Annotated in this window: 13 protein-coding genes; all 13 read right to left on the bottom strand. The window is 34.3% G+C overall.

Going from position 1 to position 17,502, the window contains the following annotated elements; genetic code table 11:
- Positions 1–358: 358 nt before the first annotated feature.
- The gene (locus C4S35_RS15235) at positions 359–1,708 is read right to left on the bottom strand and encodes an O-antigen ligase family protein (protein WP_104001004.1); all 1,350 of its coding nucleotides are present in this window, start codon (positions 1,706–1,708) and stop codon (positions 359–361) included.
- On the bottom strand, positions 1,705–2,805 hold the full coding sequence (locus tag C4S35_RS15230; protein ID WP_244175297.1) for a glycosyltransferase family 4 protein: 1,101 nt from the start codon (positions 2,803–2,805) through the stop codon (positions 1,705–1,707). Before C4S35_RS15230 ends, C4S35_RS15235 begins: the two co-directional genes overlap by 4 nt.
- 120 nt (positions 2,806–2,925) lie before the next feature.
- Positions 2,926–4,041 carry a glycosyltransferase gene (locus C4S35_RS15225; protein WP_104001003.1) on the bottom strand — a complete coding sequence of 372 codons (1,116 nt, stop codon included), beginning with the start codon at positions 4,039–4,041 and terminating at the stop codon, positions 2,926–2,928.
- Positions 4,041–5,042 carry a glycosyltransferase family 2 protein gene (locus tag C4S35_RS15220; protein WP_104001002.1) on the bottom strand — a complete coding sequence of 334 codons (1,002 nt, stop codon included), beginning with the start codon at positions 5,040–5,042 and terminating at the stop codon, positions 4,041–4,043. The genes C4S35_RS15225 and C4S35_RS15220 overlap by 1 nt, the downstream gene beginning before the upstream one ends.
- Positions 5,039–6,580: a glycosyltransferase family 2 protein gene (locus C4S35_RS15215; RefSeq protein WP_104001001.1), complete on the bottom strand. Its 1,542-nt coding sequence runs from the start codon at positions 6,578–6,580 to the stop codon at positions 5,039–5,041. The genes C4S35_RS15220 and C4S35_RS15215 overlap by 4 nt, the downstream gene beginning before the upstream one ends.
- Positions 6,581–6,582: 2 nt before the next feature.
- On the bottom strand, positions 6,583–7,722 hold the full coding sequence (locus tag C4S35_RS15210; RefSeq protein WP_104001000.1) for a glycosyltransferase family 4 protein: 1,140 nt from the start codon (positions 7,720–7,722) through the stop codon (positions 6,583–6,585).
- Between the two features lie 3 nt (positions 7,723–7,725).
- The gene (locus C4S35_RS15205; RefSeq protein WP_104000999.1) at positions 7,726–9,078 is read right to left on the bottom strand and encodes an alpha-1,2-fucosyltransferase; all 1,353 of its coding nucleotides are present in this window, start codon (positions 9,076–9,078) and stop codon (positions 7,726–7,728) included.
- A 147-nt stretch (positions 9,079–9,225) separates the two neighbouring features.
- Positions 9,226–10,053: a hypothetical protein gene (locus C4S35_RS15200; RefSeq protein ID WP_341865135.1), complete on the bottom strand. Its 828-nt coding sequence runs from the start codon at positions 10,051–10,053 to the stop codon at positions 9,226–9,228.
- A gap of 311 nt (positions 10,054–10,364) precedes the next feature.
- Positions 10,365–11,798 (bottom strand): MBOAT family O-acyltransferase, encoded by a 1,434-nt coding sequence (locus C4S35_RS15195; protein ID WP_104000998.1) that lies wholly within the window; start codon positions 11,796–11,798, stop codon positions 10,365–10,367.
- A gap of 17 nt (positions 11,799–11,815) precedes the next feature.
- Positions 11,816–13,210: a UDP-glycosyltransferase gene (locus tag C4S35_RS15190; RefSeq protein ID WP_104000997.1), complete on the bottom strand. Its 1,395-nt coding sequence runs from the start codon at positions 13,208–13,210 to the stop codon at positions 11,816–11,818.
- A gap of 72 nt (positions 13,211–13,282) precedes the next feature.
- A complete protein-coding gene (gene asnB, locus C4S35_RS15185) occupies positions 13,283–15,100 on the bottom strand; it encodes an asparagine synthase (glutamine-hydrolyzing) (RefSeq protein WP_104001005.1) in 1,818 nt (605 codons plus the stop codon).
- Entirely contained in the window at positions 15,100–15,798 is a 699-nt protein-coding gene (locus C4S35_RS15180; RefSeq protein ID WP_104000996.1) for an acylneuraminate cytidylyltransferase family protein, read from the bottom strand. The genes asnB and C4S35_RS15180 overlap by 1 nt, the downstream gene beginning before the upstream one ends.
- Positions 15,799–16,053: 255 nt before the next feature.
- Positions 16,054–17,211 carry a UDP-N-acetylglucosamine 2-epimerase gene (gene neuC / locus C4S35_RS15175; RefSeq protein ID WP_104000995.1) on the bottom strand — a complete coding sequence of 386 codons (1,158 nt, stop codon included), beginning with the start codon at positions 17,209–17,211 and terminating at the stop codon, positions 16,054–16,056.
- Between the last annotated feature and the right edge of the window lie 291 nt (positions 17,212–17,502).

The raw sequence follows: 17,502 nt of genomic DNA, 5'->3' as shown, positions 1-17,502 counted from the left end.
ACTGATCACTACATAATAATAAAACTGATCACTGATCACTGAACACTGAACACTAAAAAAATCTGAACACTGAATACTGATCACTACATACTAACAAAACTGAACACTGAACACTGATCACTGAATACTGATCATTACATACTAACAAAACTAATCACTGAACAGTGATCACTAAAATTTGACCACTAACAAAACTGAACACTGATCACTGATCACTGAACACTAAAAAAAACTGATCACTGATCACTGAACACTGACCACTGAACACTAAAAAAACTGATCACTAACAAATCTGAACACTGAACACTGATCACTAAAAAAAACTGAACACTGAACACTGATCACTGAACACTGCTCACTATTCCTCATTCTTAACCTTCCTAGTAGGACTCCCCAACTGCACATTCAACAAAGACAGCGAATACACAAAAGCCGGTGCCGCCGTCCGCATCGCAGCGTGATTAATCGTCAACAGCCAAAACAGCACAAAACACAGCAGATACATATTAAACTTATTTTCCAGATACAAAACTAGTGGGGTAAAAAACAAGATTAGTAAGGCTAATATACCTAGAGTACCATGTTCAGCTAGCATCCGGGTAATTTCATCATGTGACAAAACAAAAATACCCGTTTCTGATTCTCGTACTTCTACCCCTTTACCAACTCCTACACCAAATATGGGATTCTTCAAAAACATATCAATTTCACTTTGCGCAATTTCTTCCCTCCCGGTAAATTTACTTTCTTTTATCCTTCCTTTGGCATCTTGATTAGCATAGCGTTTGTCGATGAGGCCACCTGTCTGGAAGGAAGTATAAGCCCATGTTGCCATCATCGCTAAAACTACTAAAACAATAATATAATTAAGTTTGACCTTGCCTCTATAATTAGATTTAAAATAAAGGAATAATAATAACAAAACAATCATCAGAAAACCGGTGACCATACCTCCTCTCGAAAACGTAAGCATACCACGATAAGTGATATTTAAGGCTATAATCAAATTGACCACAACCAAAAACTTATTTCTGGATTCTAAGATAACCCGCGAAAAAAAAATAAACATCCCCAACCCCATAAAAGTGGCTACCTGATTAGGTCCATAGCCTCCGGATGTTTCGAAATTCGACTGCGTACTGGTAATCACATCTCGAATGTTTGGGGTATATAAGGTCAGGTATACCATACACGTAATAATAGGAAGCCCCGTGCTTAACAAGATGGTATTCATTTGATCTAAGGAAATTTTTCTCCTGTAGGTATACAAGGAGGCTATTCCAAGACAAACTGGACCCGAAATATTAAAAGCGATGGATGTTCTAATATTGGTATCAAAATCCAATACAAAAGTGGAAAGGATTACGCTGGGAACCAACAACAATAAAAACAGCCAATAAGGTATAGCCCCTTTAGAGAATCCGCTAAAATACATCCCCAGAAATAAGAAAGCGATTACGCCATATTTCGAAATTTCATACAAAGGATTCCCCCCTGTCATTCTCAAAAAAACTTCACTGCCCACCAAATACGCGGCTACAATGAGGGCTTCATTATTCCGGTTTTGCTTTTTTATAATGTAATAGGCTCCAAATATAAAAATAGAATAACCATAAATTTTAGTGGTAAAGGGTAATAAATATCCCAATACTCCAATAAGCACATGGAAAAAAATTAAATAGAGATAAGTTTGATCCTCTTTTTTCATTTGTAACTATTTTGCAACCAATTTAAATAATGTTTTAAAACAACTTCTTGGGAATTACTATCTATTACGGTCTTATGAAGTGCGATACCGAATTCAGTTCTTAGTCTATCATTCTCTATCAATTGCACAATTGCCTGATAAAACAATTGCTCTTCTTGGGCAGGAACAACAAAACCATTTTTCCCGTTTTGAATTAAAGAGAGTATTTCACCCACTTTCGTTACGACGACAGCTTTTTTATACCATCCATATTCCAAAAGTGCTATTGGTAAACCTTCAGATTGTGAAGTTAGTATGGCGATGGTAGATTGATAAAGAATATTTTTGATATCCTGTTGTGTGCCGTAAAGAAACACATTTTTTTCAAGATGATGTTCAATGATCAACGACTTGATTTGCTTAGAATAGTCATCTTGAAAATCTTTTCCAACCAAATGAAAAGTCCAATCTGGATGGGACACTTTTAGCTTCTTAGCCACTTTCAACAATAAAAAATGATCTTTTTGTATTCTTAGATTGGCCAAAGATACAATCCGTTTTCCAGTAACCCCTTCCAATACAGTATATTCGGTAACATTCATTTCTTCAGCTGGAAAATTAGGCAAATAAATAGTATTCTTGAAATTCATTTTTTGCTCAGCCCAAATTTTTAATTTTTGGTTGACAGATATAATTCCGTTAAAAAAAGGCAGAATGATTTTTAAGGCGCTTACCGGCCTTTTATTCAAAAACTCGCTGTCGCCATAGTGGTCATGCCAAATTATTTTAATGGAAGGATAAACTAGCTTTAGAAGAAAAGCAAGAAAAAAAGACGTACTATGCGCATGAACAACTGTAACTCTATTTAATAGTACATAATTTCTCAACATATAAAGAGCTTTAAAATCAAGGACGCTTTTTCTATTCAAAAACAAATACGAAACACCTTCATCAATCTGATTTATAAGTGACCCTTCTTTACGACTAACCACTAATCCCGAAAACTCAATTTGTTCAGCCAATGCATTTGCATAATTGACCGCCATACGCTCAGCACCACCAGCCTCAAGCGAATCTATAATTTGAATAATCCTTATTTTACTATTGTCCTGTTGCATATTGCTTCCCTTCTTATTACTTCTCTTCTTATTGTTTTAATCTGGCGTTTTACCTTTTACGATTCCCATAGCTGCCAACGCTGTCAACAACAACAACATTAAACCTTAAACTTTAAACCTCTAAACAATTAACTCCTTTATCGCCTCTTCAAAAACATCTAAAGTATAACTTCTGGACCATTCTGCAGCAGCATTCCGCTTAGTATCGAAATCTATTTGATTATGTAAAATACTCGCTATCTGATCACAATCTTTATCAATATGCATTTCTAACAAAACACCTCTTTCTCCTTTATCTAGCATAAAAGGCACACAGGAAACAGCCTTAGCCAATGGAACACAACCCCAGAACATACCTTCTGCAATTGCTTTTGGCCACCCCTCACTGTCCGATGGTAAAATCACAAAATGACTGTTTTGATAAGCCTTTTTAACATTTTCTTGACTCTGATTTCCTTCTAAAGAAATAATTTTTTCCAAGTTATTTTTTAAAATATAAGATTCTAATAAGGAACGTTCAACTCCTTCACCATATAAACTTAGACGCACATTATTTCCTTTTTTAGCAAATGCCGCTATCAATTGAATAGCATACATCGGGTTTTTCCCTTTTACTAAAGCACCGACAAAAATAAAATTAATTCGTTTTAGGATCACTTTTTTAGAAATGGGTAATTTATCTATTTCTTGATAGGTCGCAGTAAAAAAAGGTTTAATATTTTTGGAACTCCCCTTCCATTGGCCATATACTAAAACCTGCATCTTGCGCGTCAGGAAAGTATTACTCAGGATATGCTGTTGCAATTTGTAAGTCCAAGGCTGTTTAGATTTGGGATCCCAATTACCGGCATATTTAGCTGTTTTTTTTTTCGTAGGGAATGCGATTTGAATAATGGAACCAAAGAGACCAGCGTTACCAGGACATCGCAAATGAATGTGATTAGCCGCTTGCATAGCCTTAAAAATAGACCAACTAATTTTAGGCATTTTAAAAATAGTGCTTAAAGTAGATTTTACAGTAAGTATATCAAAATTTTCAATAGGGACAAATTCAATAGTATCATGTTCATAAGCACTATCTATAAGTGTTCTTTCCGCATCTGTTTTAGGAGCTACAATAATTACGCGATCGGCATATCGCGTCCAAATATTCATTTCTTTAACATAGGGACCGTAAGCAAAATACTGATTTTGCAGCAGGATATGGGGCACATGAGTAATTATAACGAAAGTCATTACCTGTTGATTTTTGGCTTATTAATTACTAAACTGCACCATCCCACTGTTCTTCCTAATGCTTCGGTAAAGGCTTCTTTTTTTTTTGCAGTGGTAAAAGTATTGCTATAGCGTATTAGAGTTAAAAGTAGAATAATAGAATGCCATTTTAGCTTCGCATCCAAAGACGGTTTTGGATTCTTGGTCCGCCACACATACCAACCGTTTCTGACGACCATTTCCCCATATTTATATTGGTTTGGTCTTCCCGATGGATGATGATAATGACTTAATTGCACTTTGGTATTAATCACATTTTTGCCAAATTGCAAGGCCCTGATACTGAAATCAGCATCTTCATAAAGACCATAACCTTCAAAATAAGTAGAAAATCGAATTGAATCAAATACTTTTTTTCGAAAGGCAAACGACATTCCTACTAGCAAATCAACTTCGTAGGTTTTGTCATTTAAAGGAAATCCACAGGTTTTGCCATGCGAATAATCAGGCATTTTACCCGGTCCAAGATTGGAATGCAATCCTAAGTAATTGCGTACTACATTGCGTTGACCTTCCTTGTACACAAATCCCTCAAATTGAAAATAACGATTAGAATTGTATTTTTTATTAGGTTCTGTTAATCTCCAACCATTTTCATTAATCGCAACGCCCCCAACACCGGAAATTTCTGGATTGTCCGCAAACGTTTTGATTAATTCTTCAAAATAATTTGACGTCAATTCTGTATCGTCGTCCAAAAAAGCAATAACAGTACTGCTAAGCGCTACTTTGTCTAATCCAAAATTTCTTTGTTTGGTCAAACCCCTGAAGTTTTCCGGCACTAAAAAATAGTGGACATTACCAAACTGATTTTCGTTAATAACAGCCTCAGTTTCTGTGTTGGATGAACCATCTATTATTAAAATTTCATCAGGATATAAAGTTTGCAGTTGAACGGAGCGCAACAATTGCAATAGAGATTCAGGACGCATATAAGTACAAATAATTAAAGAAAACTTCATGATTTATTTTTTAATTCGTTTGCCCAAAATACGCTCTGATTCCATTGTTTTTTATAATTTATTAGATATTTAATCGGATTTTTAATTTTTTGATTTTTATAATATTTAAAAAACAAGGAGGTTTTATAACTTAAAACTTGTTCTTTAGTTTCATTTACAATTTTATGCAGCATCACAGTTGGTGCTGGTTTAGGCTGCATTGCATCTTCTTTCCATAACAGATTAGGTTTAGTTCTGAATCCTCCTACTGGCGCTCTTAAATGTAACATTTGTGGCTTTGGTAAATACAATATATCTACCCCAATGTTACGCAATTGCATTCCAAAATCGCTGTCTTCACCATAGCCAAATTCAAACCCCAAATTGAATTGACATTTTTTTAAACTGTCAGAAAAAACAATACTACATCCGGAACCAAAACTTCTCCATTGGAAAATTTTTGTGTAAGTTTGTCTTTCTTTGGTGTAAGAACAATTTATTGAAACTGCTTTAACTCCATATTCTTCGATATGCTCTAATGATTCCTGAATAAAGAAATTATTAAATCTAACATCATCATCTGCTAAAAAAACCAATTCACTTTCTACCTTACTCAATGCAATATTTCTGGCATTGCAAGCTCCCGGTTGATGCGTAAAAGTATGATTTATTACAAAAGGCCACTCTTCATTATATAAATAACCCAATTCAGATTTACTTTCTGGCACTGGATTTTGTTCCACTATAATCACCTTCACAGGTAGATATGTCTGTTGCGCTAAATCTTTCAATACATCATATAAGTAGTCGCTTCTGCCAATTGTCGGTATGATAACATCAATTGTTCTTTTATCTATCACTTTTAAGGAAGATTCAACCGTAATGGCATCAAGATGAATTCCATTTTTATTTCTGTTTTTAAAAAAAACAGAAATAAAAAAAGCGACAAAAGGAAACTTCCCTTCGTAAATCAACATATTTAATAACAACAATAAAATCCATCTAAATCTATAATGCTGTTTTACAAATTTAAAAAGATTGTAAACCGAGGCTCTTTGTTCATTAACAATAATCGTTTCAATCAAAAGTTTTGGTTCCGAATAACATAGTAGTCCTAAAGGCATGCAAACTTTGGCAACCGAATTAAGATAATATTCAAAATCCGAATCTAATTTTATCTTGTCTTTTATGGCAACTAGAACCGAAGAATGAACAACACCCACCAAACTACTCATTTGCCAAGTAGGATAGGATACTTTTTTATTGATGTTTACAAATGGGGATTCTTCAACATAGCCGATTTTACTGCCTAAATAATTAGTACTATCGGGCGCATAAGAAAGCATCATCTTATTATGGTGAAATAAAGTTTCAATTCCCTTTATATTGAGTTGCTCTTTAACATTTAAACTACACCAGAGTATCTTTTTATCTGGAAATTGTTGGGCTAAAACATGTAAACCTGCTGCAATAGTCAACTTACAATCAAACTTAATTTTTTGATCATCTATAGACACAACGTCTATTATTTTCTCATTTTGATGATATACTATTATCAAAACTAATTTATTAAAGATTTATAAAACAATAAACTCTGTTGAGCTACTATTGACATACTAAATTTTCGCTCTATTTTTTTTCTGGCTTCTATTCCCAATTCTTTTTGCAATTCTTCATTTTGAAGTAATTGAATAATTTTATCAGCAAATTCTGAATGTTGACTAGGATCCACTAAAAAACCATCAATCCCATCATCAATCACTTCAGTGGCCCAGCCAATATTAGAAGCAACAACTGGTTTACCCATAGCCATCGCCTCTATCCAAGACACTGGTAGAGCTTCGGCATAAGAAGGAAAAATACAAAGGGTAGCTTTTTCAATATACTTTTTAATCTCCTGATATGGCACACTTCCTAAAAATTTCACATTTAATCCATCCTCTTCAGAAAATAATTGTTGCATCATTTGAAAAGTAGAAGCGTTTCCGGTTAATTTATCAGACATATCCTGTCCTATTATCACCAAATGAGCATCAGGTATTTTTTCAATCACTTGATTAAAATAATGAGGAATTTCTAACACTCCTTTTTTTCTGATAATCCCACCAAAATACAGAATGGTTTTAGCATCTTTACAAGTATCATTACTATTAAATGAATTAGTGTTAATACCGTTAGGAATTATAGTGAACTTTTTATTAATATGGAAAAGTTGATTCGTTACATCGGCAGTATACTGACTCACGGAAATATGCCCGTTAGCTTTTGCCAATGCTCTTTTTTCATGAAATTTATTGATCCATTTTACGGGACGATTATCCAAATGACAAAAATAAGTATCGGAGCCATTCAATCGAATGACAACAGGACAATGCAAATTGATAAAAGAAGAAATCCCTTCCCAGTCCGGGGTTTCAACAACATCAATTCTAGAAATTTTCTGCTCTTTAAGAATTATTTTTTGAATTTTTTTCCTTGTCAAAAACCAAGACAATCCTTTTATCTTAATGTTCTTAATGGTAACTAAAGTGATACCTCCTTCAATAAATTTATCATCTTTCTCTTGTCCGTAAACAAAAACACTGACGTCATGGCCTAAAGCAACTAATTCATCACTTAAATTTTTTATACTGGTACCTATACCCCCAACGCTTTTGGCATCATGAAAAGGAAAATGTGATGTTATGAAACCAATGTGCATTTTTTAATTCTTTTTAGGTCTGATTATATTTTTAACACTTGTTTTTATAAAAACAATAAGGCTTCTTTTTTTGACAGCAAGGTAATATTTACTCTCGAAAAAACCTTTGATTTTACCTGCAAAAGAAAAATAAAGACTATATCCTGGCGCTTCGAATACTTTGCTTTTATGAAGATTCTTCAAAAAGGAAATCTCTTTTTCGGTTGGTTTGGTTGGAAAAAAAACAAATAATAGCTCTTTTGGATTATGTTTACCCTTTTTTTGATTCAGGATTTTTGTAAACAATCCATAATCGAACTGTTTCTTAAAAAGGTCATAATCTAAATATTTTGAAATATTCAAATAACTTCCTTTTAAAAACCCAACTGAATTTTCTTCTTTTTGAATGGCATTATAAATACAAAATGGAGGAATGATACAATCATTTATCAGTAAGAGCGAATTCTCCTTAAGGGTATTGCTTTCCTTAAAACTAGACCAATAAAACATTTGATTTTCGTTTGCAAAATGAAAATAATGAGACAAATATTCTTCCGTTATTGGATTCAAACTTTTTAAAGCTACAACAGTATTTTGTAAATCAATTTTCAGATTCAAATGATTGAATATTTTCCATCTATCTGGAAAATAGTCGTTATCATTATCCTTTTTGTTTTTTGCTGCTGTGAAATAATGCAAAGGTCGAACAACTGTACTGTGCTCTTTCTCTCCTAACCAAGCGCACCACCAAGAAAAAGTTGAATTACTGATAATAAAATCATCACACAAACTCCCTAAAGCTAACTGCTCAATCCCTGAAAGGCAATCACCAAAAAAGGCATTGTCTAGAAATGAAAAATGAAATTTGCAATAATCAATGTCATCACTTAATACAATAAGATTTCTTTCTTTCCAATCTGGAAAATTATGTAGCAATGCCAGAACGTAATAATTAATTGGCAATTGAAAATAATCCTTATGATCTACAAAATCACCTCTCCTAATAGATAACAGTATCGTTTTTTTAGAAAACGCCTCTTTATAGACGTTTTTTAATTGCTGAATAAAATCTGCTTTAAACTCAAAGTAATACTTGGTTAGCTCTATATCAAAATATTTTTCGGACTGGAACCAACCTTCTAAATCATAATTTTCAGCATCTAATTTCTTTGATTTATAATGAAACTGTTCTTCTTTGTAAGCTGTAAATTCTTGATTTAATAAAACAGGTAATTCATTTTTAAAAAACCAATTATGACTCCATTTAGGAAAACAAAAATCATGATCATTTTCAACAGCAATACCTATAGTCGAAGCTATTTGAAATAATTGATTGCCCAGATGTCCTTTTTTTTCGAGTTTTGAAAAAGTAATCATTATAAAATTTAAATTTTGTTAAAGTTACACCTCTTTAAAAATAATGGTTTATCCATTTTTAATAAAATATAGTGCCCTCCTATTTCTTCGACTAATACACTCAACATAACTTTTTATAATCCATTCGATAATTTAACAAAATCTAATTTATTTTTTAAAAAATTCACTTATAATTATATTAGTAAATAGCCGTGCCCCTATATCATTCATATGACCACAGGAGGAGAAATATTGATCGCCTACAACAACATTTTCATAATTGTAAATTTCAGGGTAAACCTGATGCACTTTTTCAAAATAATCCAATCCTTTAGTATTTGTGCACATAGGCGTCATAACAGCGACCAAATTGATCTTATTGACTTTACAAACTTCCTTGATTTCTTCATAATATCTATTATTTAATGGTTTTAGATTCGTCAAATCATTTTTCATGTTCGCATTAGGATTTTTGCCTAAAGGGTAATACCCTAAATGATCCAACAGCTTAGTTGGTTTTCCTGCAGCAGCTTCATACATTTCCCGAAAACCAATTTGCGGTTCAAAGACGATATACCTATAGAAAGGAATGTAATAATTAGCCCAAAAATGAGGCTGTTGGGCAAAATGGGCTTTAATCACTTTAGAACTGTGAATATAGGGTAAAAATTTAGAAGCGACACTCTCGGATTGTTGTTCATTAGCTAAATTCAAGTCCGCTTCAAGTATCACATTTTTTATTTTATAATGACGCTCTACCATTAATTTCACTAACAAAGAGGCTTCAAACAAATGCCCCCCACTCATACCATAATTAAAAGTTTTCAATCCTTTCTCTTCAAATAGCGGTGCCACAAAATGATTATTCGCTCTAGAGGATCCTAAAATCACTACATCATAATTCCGTGCCTTTGAGTTATAAACATAATCTATTTTCCCTCTATGGGTAGATTGCAAATAAACTTGAGTGTAAGCTACATCTAACAATACTAACACAATAAAGATCAGTAGAAGTATTTTGATTATAAAAAATAAAAATCGTTTCATCATTAAATTCTAATAGTATTATTTACGTTATTGAAAACGCTCTACTTGACACCTCTTCTGTCATTATGCAATTCCTACTTCTTCAAAAACGAAGATTATACCAAGTCTGGTAAAGCAATGACAAAACCTCTTATTTGTCATCTTGACGAAGGAGAGATCTCACGGCTAACTCAAAAATCTCAGTCCGCTCACATCTTTCATAGCCTATACCTGCTTAATAGGTCCTAAGCAAAAACAAAGTACTAATTTGACACCATTCATTAAAACTGAAAATAAATAAATTCTTTATAATCAGAATATGTCCCCAGAGCCACTATAGCGGCAATACACAACGTCACTTTCAACCAACTGTATCTTCCTGAAATAGGTTCAATTTTCGTCCTTGTATTCCATTCAACAAGAATAAAAATAAAAATTAACAATAATATTTCATAACTGTAACGTTCATTTTCCAGATATTGCACTTTGAAATTTCGGTCACCAAAAATACGCCCAATATAATCAAAAGCATCACCTATAGATTTTGCCCGGAAAAACACCCAAGCCAAACAGGTTAGGGCGAAAGTACTCAACATACTGAAGAAAACTTTAACTGATGTTAAATCCCATTGCAATTTTACTGTTTCTATATTAGAGCGATTAGTATCTCGAAGCAATAAGGGCAGAAAATATAAAGCATTAATAAATCCCCAAGCGATGAAGGTCCAATTGGCACCATGCCAAAAACCACTCAATAAGAAGATAACAAACAAATTCCGTACCTGCGTAAACTTACTGCCTCTGCTACCTCCTAAAGGAATATAAACATAATCTCGAAACCACGAAGACAACGAAATATGCCAGCGACGCCAAAACTCAGCTACATCTCTGGAAAAATACGGATAATTAAAATTCCGCAACAAATCCAATCCAAATAATTTCGACATCCCTAATGCCATATCCGAATAACCCGAAAAATCTCCATAAATTTGGAAAGCAAAATAAAAAGCGCCCAATAGCAAGGACAAAGAATTCATTGATTGATAATGGTCAAAAATAGCATTGGCATAAGTGGCACAAGTATCCGCAATAACCACTTTCTTGACTAATCCCCAAATGATTTGGTAAACCCCTTCTTTGGCTTTTTCAAAATCAAACGTTCGCTTTACTTTTACTTGTGGCAGTAAATGTGTGGCTCTTTCGATGGGGCCAGCAACTAACAAAGGAAAATAACTGACAAACAAGGAGTAGTCTACAAAGTTATATTCAGCTTTAATCCTTTTTAGGTATATATCAATCACATAGGAAAGTCCATGAAAAGTATAAAAGGAAATCCCAACAGGCAAAATCACCTTCAGCAATAATGGACTGGTTTGTAATCCAAGACCATTTACTAATTCTGAAAAAGACGCAGCAAAAAAATTATAGTATTTAAAAATACCCAAAAATCCCAAGTTCACACTTATACTCAACCAAAACCACAACTTTCGAGTGGTTTCAGTTTTAGCCTTTTCAATTTGAATCCCGGTATAATAATCTAAAAAAGTGGAGAAAACCAATAAGAATAAAAACCGCCAATCCCAGCAGGAATAAAAATAATAACTGGCTACAATAAGCAATGCATTTTGAGTGCTTTTAGTTTTATTAAAAACAAACCAATACAACACAAATACGATAGGCAAGAAAACGGCAAAAGATAGCGAATTGAAAAACATGCTGGTATAAATGAATTTTATGAAATTATTGTTTTAATGCTGTCCCAAATTCGGTTGGATGAATCTTGGGGTGGATGTTGATTAATTACTTTAAACCAATCTTTAGCATGATTCAAAATAGTTTGTGGATTTCTGAGTGCATTTTCGATTTTTATAGTAATATCCTCTGTATCATTAAACCATATAACTGCTGCTTCATTTGGCATCGAACGAAAATGAACAAATCGATAACATTTAAAAATATCCCAATTTTTATTATTTTGGATTTTTTGATTATATCGAAAATAACCACAAGGTTTTTTGTGAGTCAAAAAATCAAAAATTGTTGTAGAACCAATATTTACAACTAATTCACAATGCTCAGCTATATTAGACAATAGTTCCCCATCCTCTTTAGTAGGTAAAATTGCATTCCATGCGTTTGATAATGGCTTCCATAGTGGGTGAATCTCAACAATTAGCTCACAATAATTGGCTAAAACAGAATCATATCGATTTGAGAAATCTACAGGGCATCTTCGGAAAATAATACCTAAATTCCATCCCTTTTCATTTAAAACAGAAACAGCATTAGCAAGATCTTCAATATATTGAGGATCATCAGGACTAGTTACACTGTCATCACCTGAAAAACAAATATACTTTTTGTTTACATCCAGCTTATTTTGCTTGCAAAATAGTTCTCGTGAAAGTATTGTACTCTTATCAAAATGCATTTCAAATTGGGGTGTTCCCGTTATAAAAATAGCTTCCTCTTTAATGTTTGGATAATAAAACAGTAATTCTTCTTTCATGTGAGTACTCCAAACAAAATAATAGTCGGTTTCAACTACCATTGTAGCCTTTGGCAAATTGTCCCATGAAAAAATAAAAGTGGCTGTAGGAATTCCTAAATCTTGGGCTGCCAGAAGAGGAGCAATTGCCAATACTGGCCTTTGATTCGTACAAAAAACTAAACTGGGTTTTTCTTTTTGTAGGGTTTCTAAACTTTGCTTGTAAAATATCGTTTTTCGTTCATAATGGTTCATTTTTTTACGAATCTTTTGCAATCCTTTTTCCGTATCATAGAAAACCGTTAAAACTTGAATAACAATACTTTTGATGGCAGTTTTTACAGTTGAGTAAGAAAAAGGAAAACGATAGGTATTATAAACGTTGTCTTTAGTCTTCTTGATATTTAAATTTAATTCAGCCTGAATTTTTATATTCTTATAGATATCTGTTACTGGATGTGGTTTTGCATCCTCAATCTTGATTTCCTGAAGTCCCAAATCAATTAATGGAAAAGGAGTATTATTCCAAAAAATGATATCAAAACCTTGCTTTTTCCCTATTTCATAAAAACTGGAATAGGCAAAATTGCGCAAACCAATTCCATCTGGAAGCAATATAAATATTTTGTTATTAAGCATTAAATCTCTCTAATTTATTTTTCAATCTCTAAATATCGTTTTTTATAATGAATGTGGAAACAAATATGAATTTTACTTTTCATTAATGTTCTGTATCATCTCATACAAACTGATACATTGCCAAATATGAAAACTGGATTGCCTGTCCTCTTCAAAATAAACTTGCAGTTCTTTTTGCAATGCGTCTTTATCAAACCACCCCCCATATTTTGATTTTTCAATAGTTGTGAAACATTCATTAACCCACTTACTCAAATCTTCTGCCAGCCATTCTCGCTGTGGGGTCTGAAGGGGTCTCTTAGGTGCAAATACCAAATCATTTGCTAAATATTCTGCTGCGATTTCCCGCAACATAAATTTGGTTTGCCCATTTCTAATTTTAAATTCCAACGGTAACGAAAAAGCAAACTCCACCAAGCGATAATCCAAAAAAGGTTCCCGTAATTCCGTGGAAAATAGCATCGAAATTCGATCATTAAATCGTAAGGCTCTAGGGATTTTGGTATAAAATAAATCTCGGTATTGTTTATTTAAAATCACATCGGAAAAAGGTTTTGGATAAATCGGCTTTTCGGCTTTTTCTAAAAAAGCAGGCGAAAGCATATTCTTTTTGAAGGGTGAATCTGTCATTCCTTGAATGGTGGCATCATTTTCTTGGGTGTAATAATCATAACCCGCCCACTGCTCGTCCATACCCTGACCATCGAGTAGCACCAATACCTCGTCTTTTCTGGCCTGTTCGAAGATTTTGGCATAAGCCAATGTAGGAATGCCGCCATAAGGCTCATCTTGTTGCGCTTCCATTTTTTTTGCAAAATCAGGAACTTTATCCGCTCGTAAAAGAACTTTAGATAACGTATTTTTTGTTTTCGCTACCATCATTTCTACCCAAGGTAACTCATCATACGCTAGATTGTCCGAATAAAAAGTATAGGCATTTATACTACTGTTATTATTGTTGTTATTAACTAATGCAAGTAATACGGAACTATCCAATCCACCACTGATATTAAATCCAACAGGAACATCAGCCCTGAAACGCAAATCAATGCTGTCTTTTAAAAGAGTGACATAATGTTCTTTGGCTTGTTCAAAAGTCAAATTTTTAGGTTGCTTGGCGACTTCTTCTTCAAAAAAATACCATTTTTCAATGGTTAAGTCAGACTGAACTTGTCGAACGATGTCAGACTGAGCTTGTCGAACGATGTCAGACTGAGCTTGTCGAAGTACACCCCCAACCAAGCCTGTCCCCAGCTTGTCGAGGGGAAGGGTAAAACTTAAAAAATAGCCGCCGGGCAATTGCAGTATGTCCTCCCAAAAAGTTTCGTCGGGATTCCCATAAGATCCATAAGCAAAATAAGAAGCCCATACTTTCTCGTTGGGAATTCTTGAAATCCCCGCAGCATGAATCGCTTTTATTTCAGATGAAAAATAAAAGGAGTTATTTTTAAAACTGTAAAAAAAAGGTTTGACGCCAAAGCGGTCTCTGGCCGCAAATAACTTTTTGTCTTGATTATCCCAAATTGCAAAGGAAAACATACCGTTCAATTTCTGTAGACATTGGTTCCCATAAATTATAAATGCCGCCAGTAAAACTTCAGTATCCGAATCCGTTTTAAAAGTATAGTGCCCATCCAATTCGGCTTTGATCTCAATATAATTATAGATCTCACCATTAAAAACCAGAACATACCGGCCCGAAGGATCCAAAAAAGGTTGGTTGGATTGTGGGGACAAATCAATAATTGCCAATCGATTATGTCCTAAAGAAGCAAAATCCCCATCATTATATTTTCCTGTGGCATCCGGACCCCGATGGTGTTGACTCAACAGCATGGCGTCCAATTGATGGATTTCGAAATCTCCAATTATTCCTGCAATACCACACATTAGTTTTGATTGTTTTTTATCATTTGTTCCGCCTTTTTCCAATCGGCTAACGTATCTATATTGACATAAAATTCAGGGGCAGATTCTATGAACGAAATACTTTTTCCATACAAAGAATGCTGTTGCAACAGCACTTCCGTTTTCATTATATAAATACTTCCATCTCTATGGTAGGTAACTGGCAGTTCTTGTCTTCTGCTGATGATTTGATCTTCTCCGGTGGCAATTTTTAAATTCCCTTCGGGATTCAATTCAAAAGTCCAATGAGGATTGTACTCATGGGGCACTTTTTGTACCGAAATCAAAGAATCGCAACCGCTTGAGATAAATTTCTCGATGGCTCTATCTAAAAATGCAACGGTTCTGAAAGGGCTGGTTACCTGCAATAAGCAAACGGCATCAAAGAAAACAGCCTGATTTTCATACCATTGCAAAGCATGAATAATGACATCAATTGTTGGTGTTGTGTCTTGGGCCAATTCCTCTGGTCGTAAAAATGGCACTTGAATTCCCAAGCTTTTGGCAACTGTAATTATCTCGTTATCATCACTGGACAAAATAACAGCTGTTAAATACTGTGATTCTAGAGCAATTTCAGAAGTATATTGCAACAATGGTTTCCCGTTCAACAATTTAATGTTTTTCCCGGGAACACCTTTCGATCCGCCGCGAGCCGCTATGATACCTAAAATTCGCATTTTATATTGGTATTATTTATACTAAAAGTAGGTTTTATTTTAAATTTATTTTTCATTACTTAACTGTTCTGGTTTTTTAATAAATTACAACATCACCGGTCATAAAAAATCGATTATCAGACTGAGCCTGTCGAAGTCCTGTCAGACTCAGCAGAGCCTGCCCTGAGTTTTTATCGAATGGTCTATTTCCTGTGAGACTGAGCCTGTCGAAGTCCTATCAGACTGAGCAGAGCTTTTATCGAAAGGTAGAAGTCTTTAATACATAATAGTTTTATGAAACTTCAAAGGCAATTGCAGTAACAGTTCGGCTATTTGCGTACCTGCTTTTCCGTCTCCATAAATAGAGGAAGAGACTGTCTTACCTCTTTGTACAGATTCTAAAATAGCATCTTTTATTCGATCTTGGCAATAATCAACATCAACGCTATTCCCGCCTCGGTCTCTCCTGTTTTGACGAGAACCTATATTAACAACAGGAACTCCTAAGAAAGCACATTCCCGAATACCTACGCTTGAGTTTCCAATTAAACAGTCGCTGTGCTGAAGCAATTGTAAAAAATCTTTCCCTTCCATATTCTTAAAAAAATGAACATTGGGTAACTGGTGTTGCTCTCTAAAAGCACGAATACCTGTTGAAGTTCCATCCGCTCCTGCATCCACATTGGGCCAAAACCAAAGTGTGGGGTTATTTAATTTATGAATTGCTTCCAGAGTAGCTTCAATATGTATTCTGGAATCTTGATATTCTGTGGTTACCGGATGTTGCATGACAACTAAATAGCCTTTGGCTAAATTCGGTTTTGCTCCTACTCCTCCATATTTTTCGTACGGATCAAAGGGTAGCGTTTTACTCAATAGTACTTCGTCTGCCAAATCAATGGAAGGACATCCGGTATTAAAAACCATCTCAGGATCTTCTCCCAATTTGATCACTCTTTCTTTAGCATTTTCAGAGGCTACAAAATGATAATCTGCCAATTTTGTGATTGCATGACGTACTTTTTCATCAATATTTCCGGTTACTTCTCCACCTTGAATATGTGCCAAAGGAATATTCATATAAGAAGCCGCAATGGCAGTAGCCATAGTTTCAAATCGATCGGCAACGGTTACAACGATATCCGGTTTCAAATTATCAAAAACGGTAGACAATTCCAAAATTCCTATTCCCGTTGTTTTGGCTGCTGCAGTTAAATTCTCTCCTTCCAATACATTAAATACTTTTGCGGCAATGGTAAAACCATCGTTCTCAATATAATTCACAGCAGAACCATAGCGATCCAACAAAGCGGATGCGGCAACAACTAATTGTAATTCCAAATCAGGATGATTTTGAATCGCCGACAAAACTGTTTTTACACGACTATAAGAAGGACGTGCCGTTATTACTACAACTATTTTTCTTTTTGGCATTTTAAGTGTATTATTCTTGGGTTTAAAAGTAGACAAAAAAGCGGATAGGTAAAAACGTTATTTTATTTATCAAATAGAACATTATGATGTCAGACTGAGCAGAGCCTGTCATGAGTTTTTATTGAAGGGTCACGGATCTTCTCGAAAACTTGAATTTGTCAGACTGAGCTTGTCGAAGTCCTACTCAATTCACACTTGTCCGTCTGATCAGAGCCTGCCCTGAGTTTTTATCGAAGGGTCGCAGATCTTCTCGAAAACTTGAATTTGTCAGACTGAGCTTGTCGAAGTCCT

This window comes from Flavobacterium urumqiense (genome assembly GCF_900108015.1).
GTDB classification, from domain to species: Bacteria; Bacteroidota; Bacteroidia; order Flavobacteriales; family Flavobacteriaceae; genus Flavobacterium; species Flavobacterium urumqiense.
Note: the sequence above shows the minus strand (reverse complement) of the source record. Positions and strands in the feature narration are given on the sequence as shown.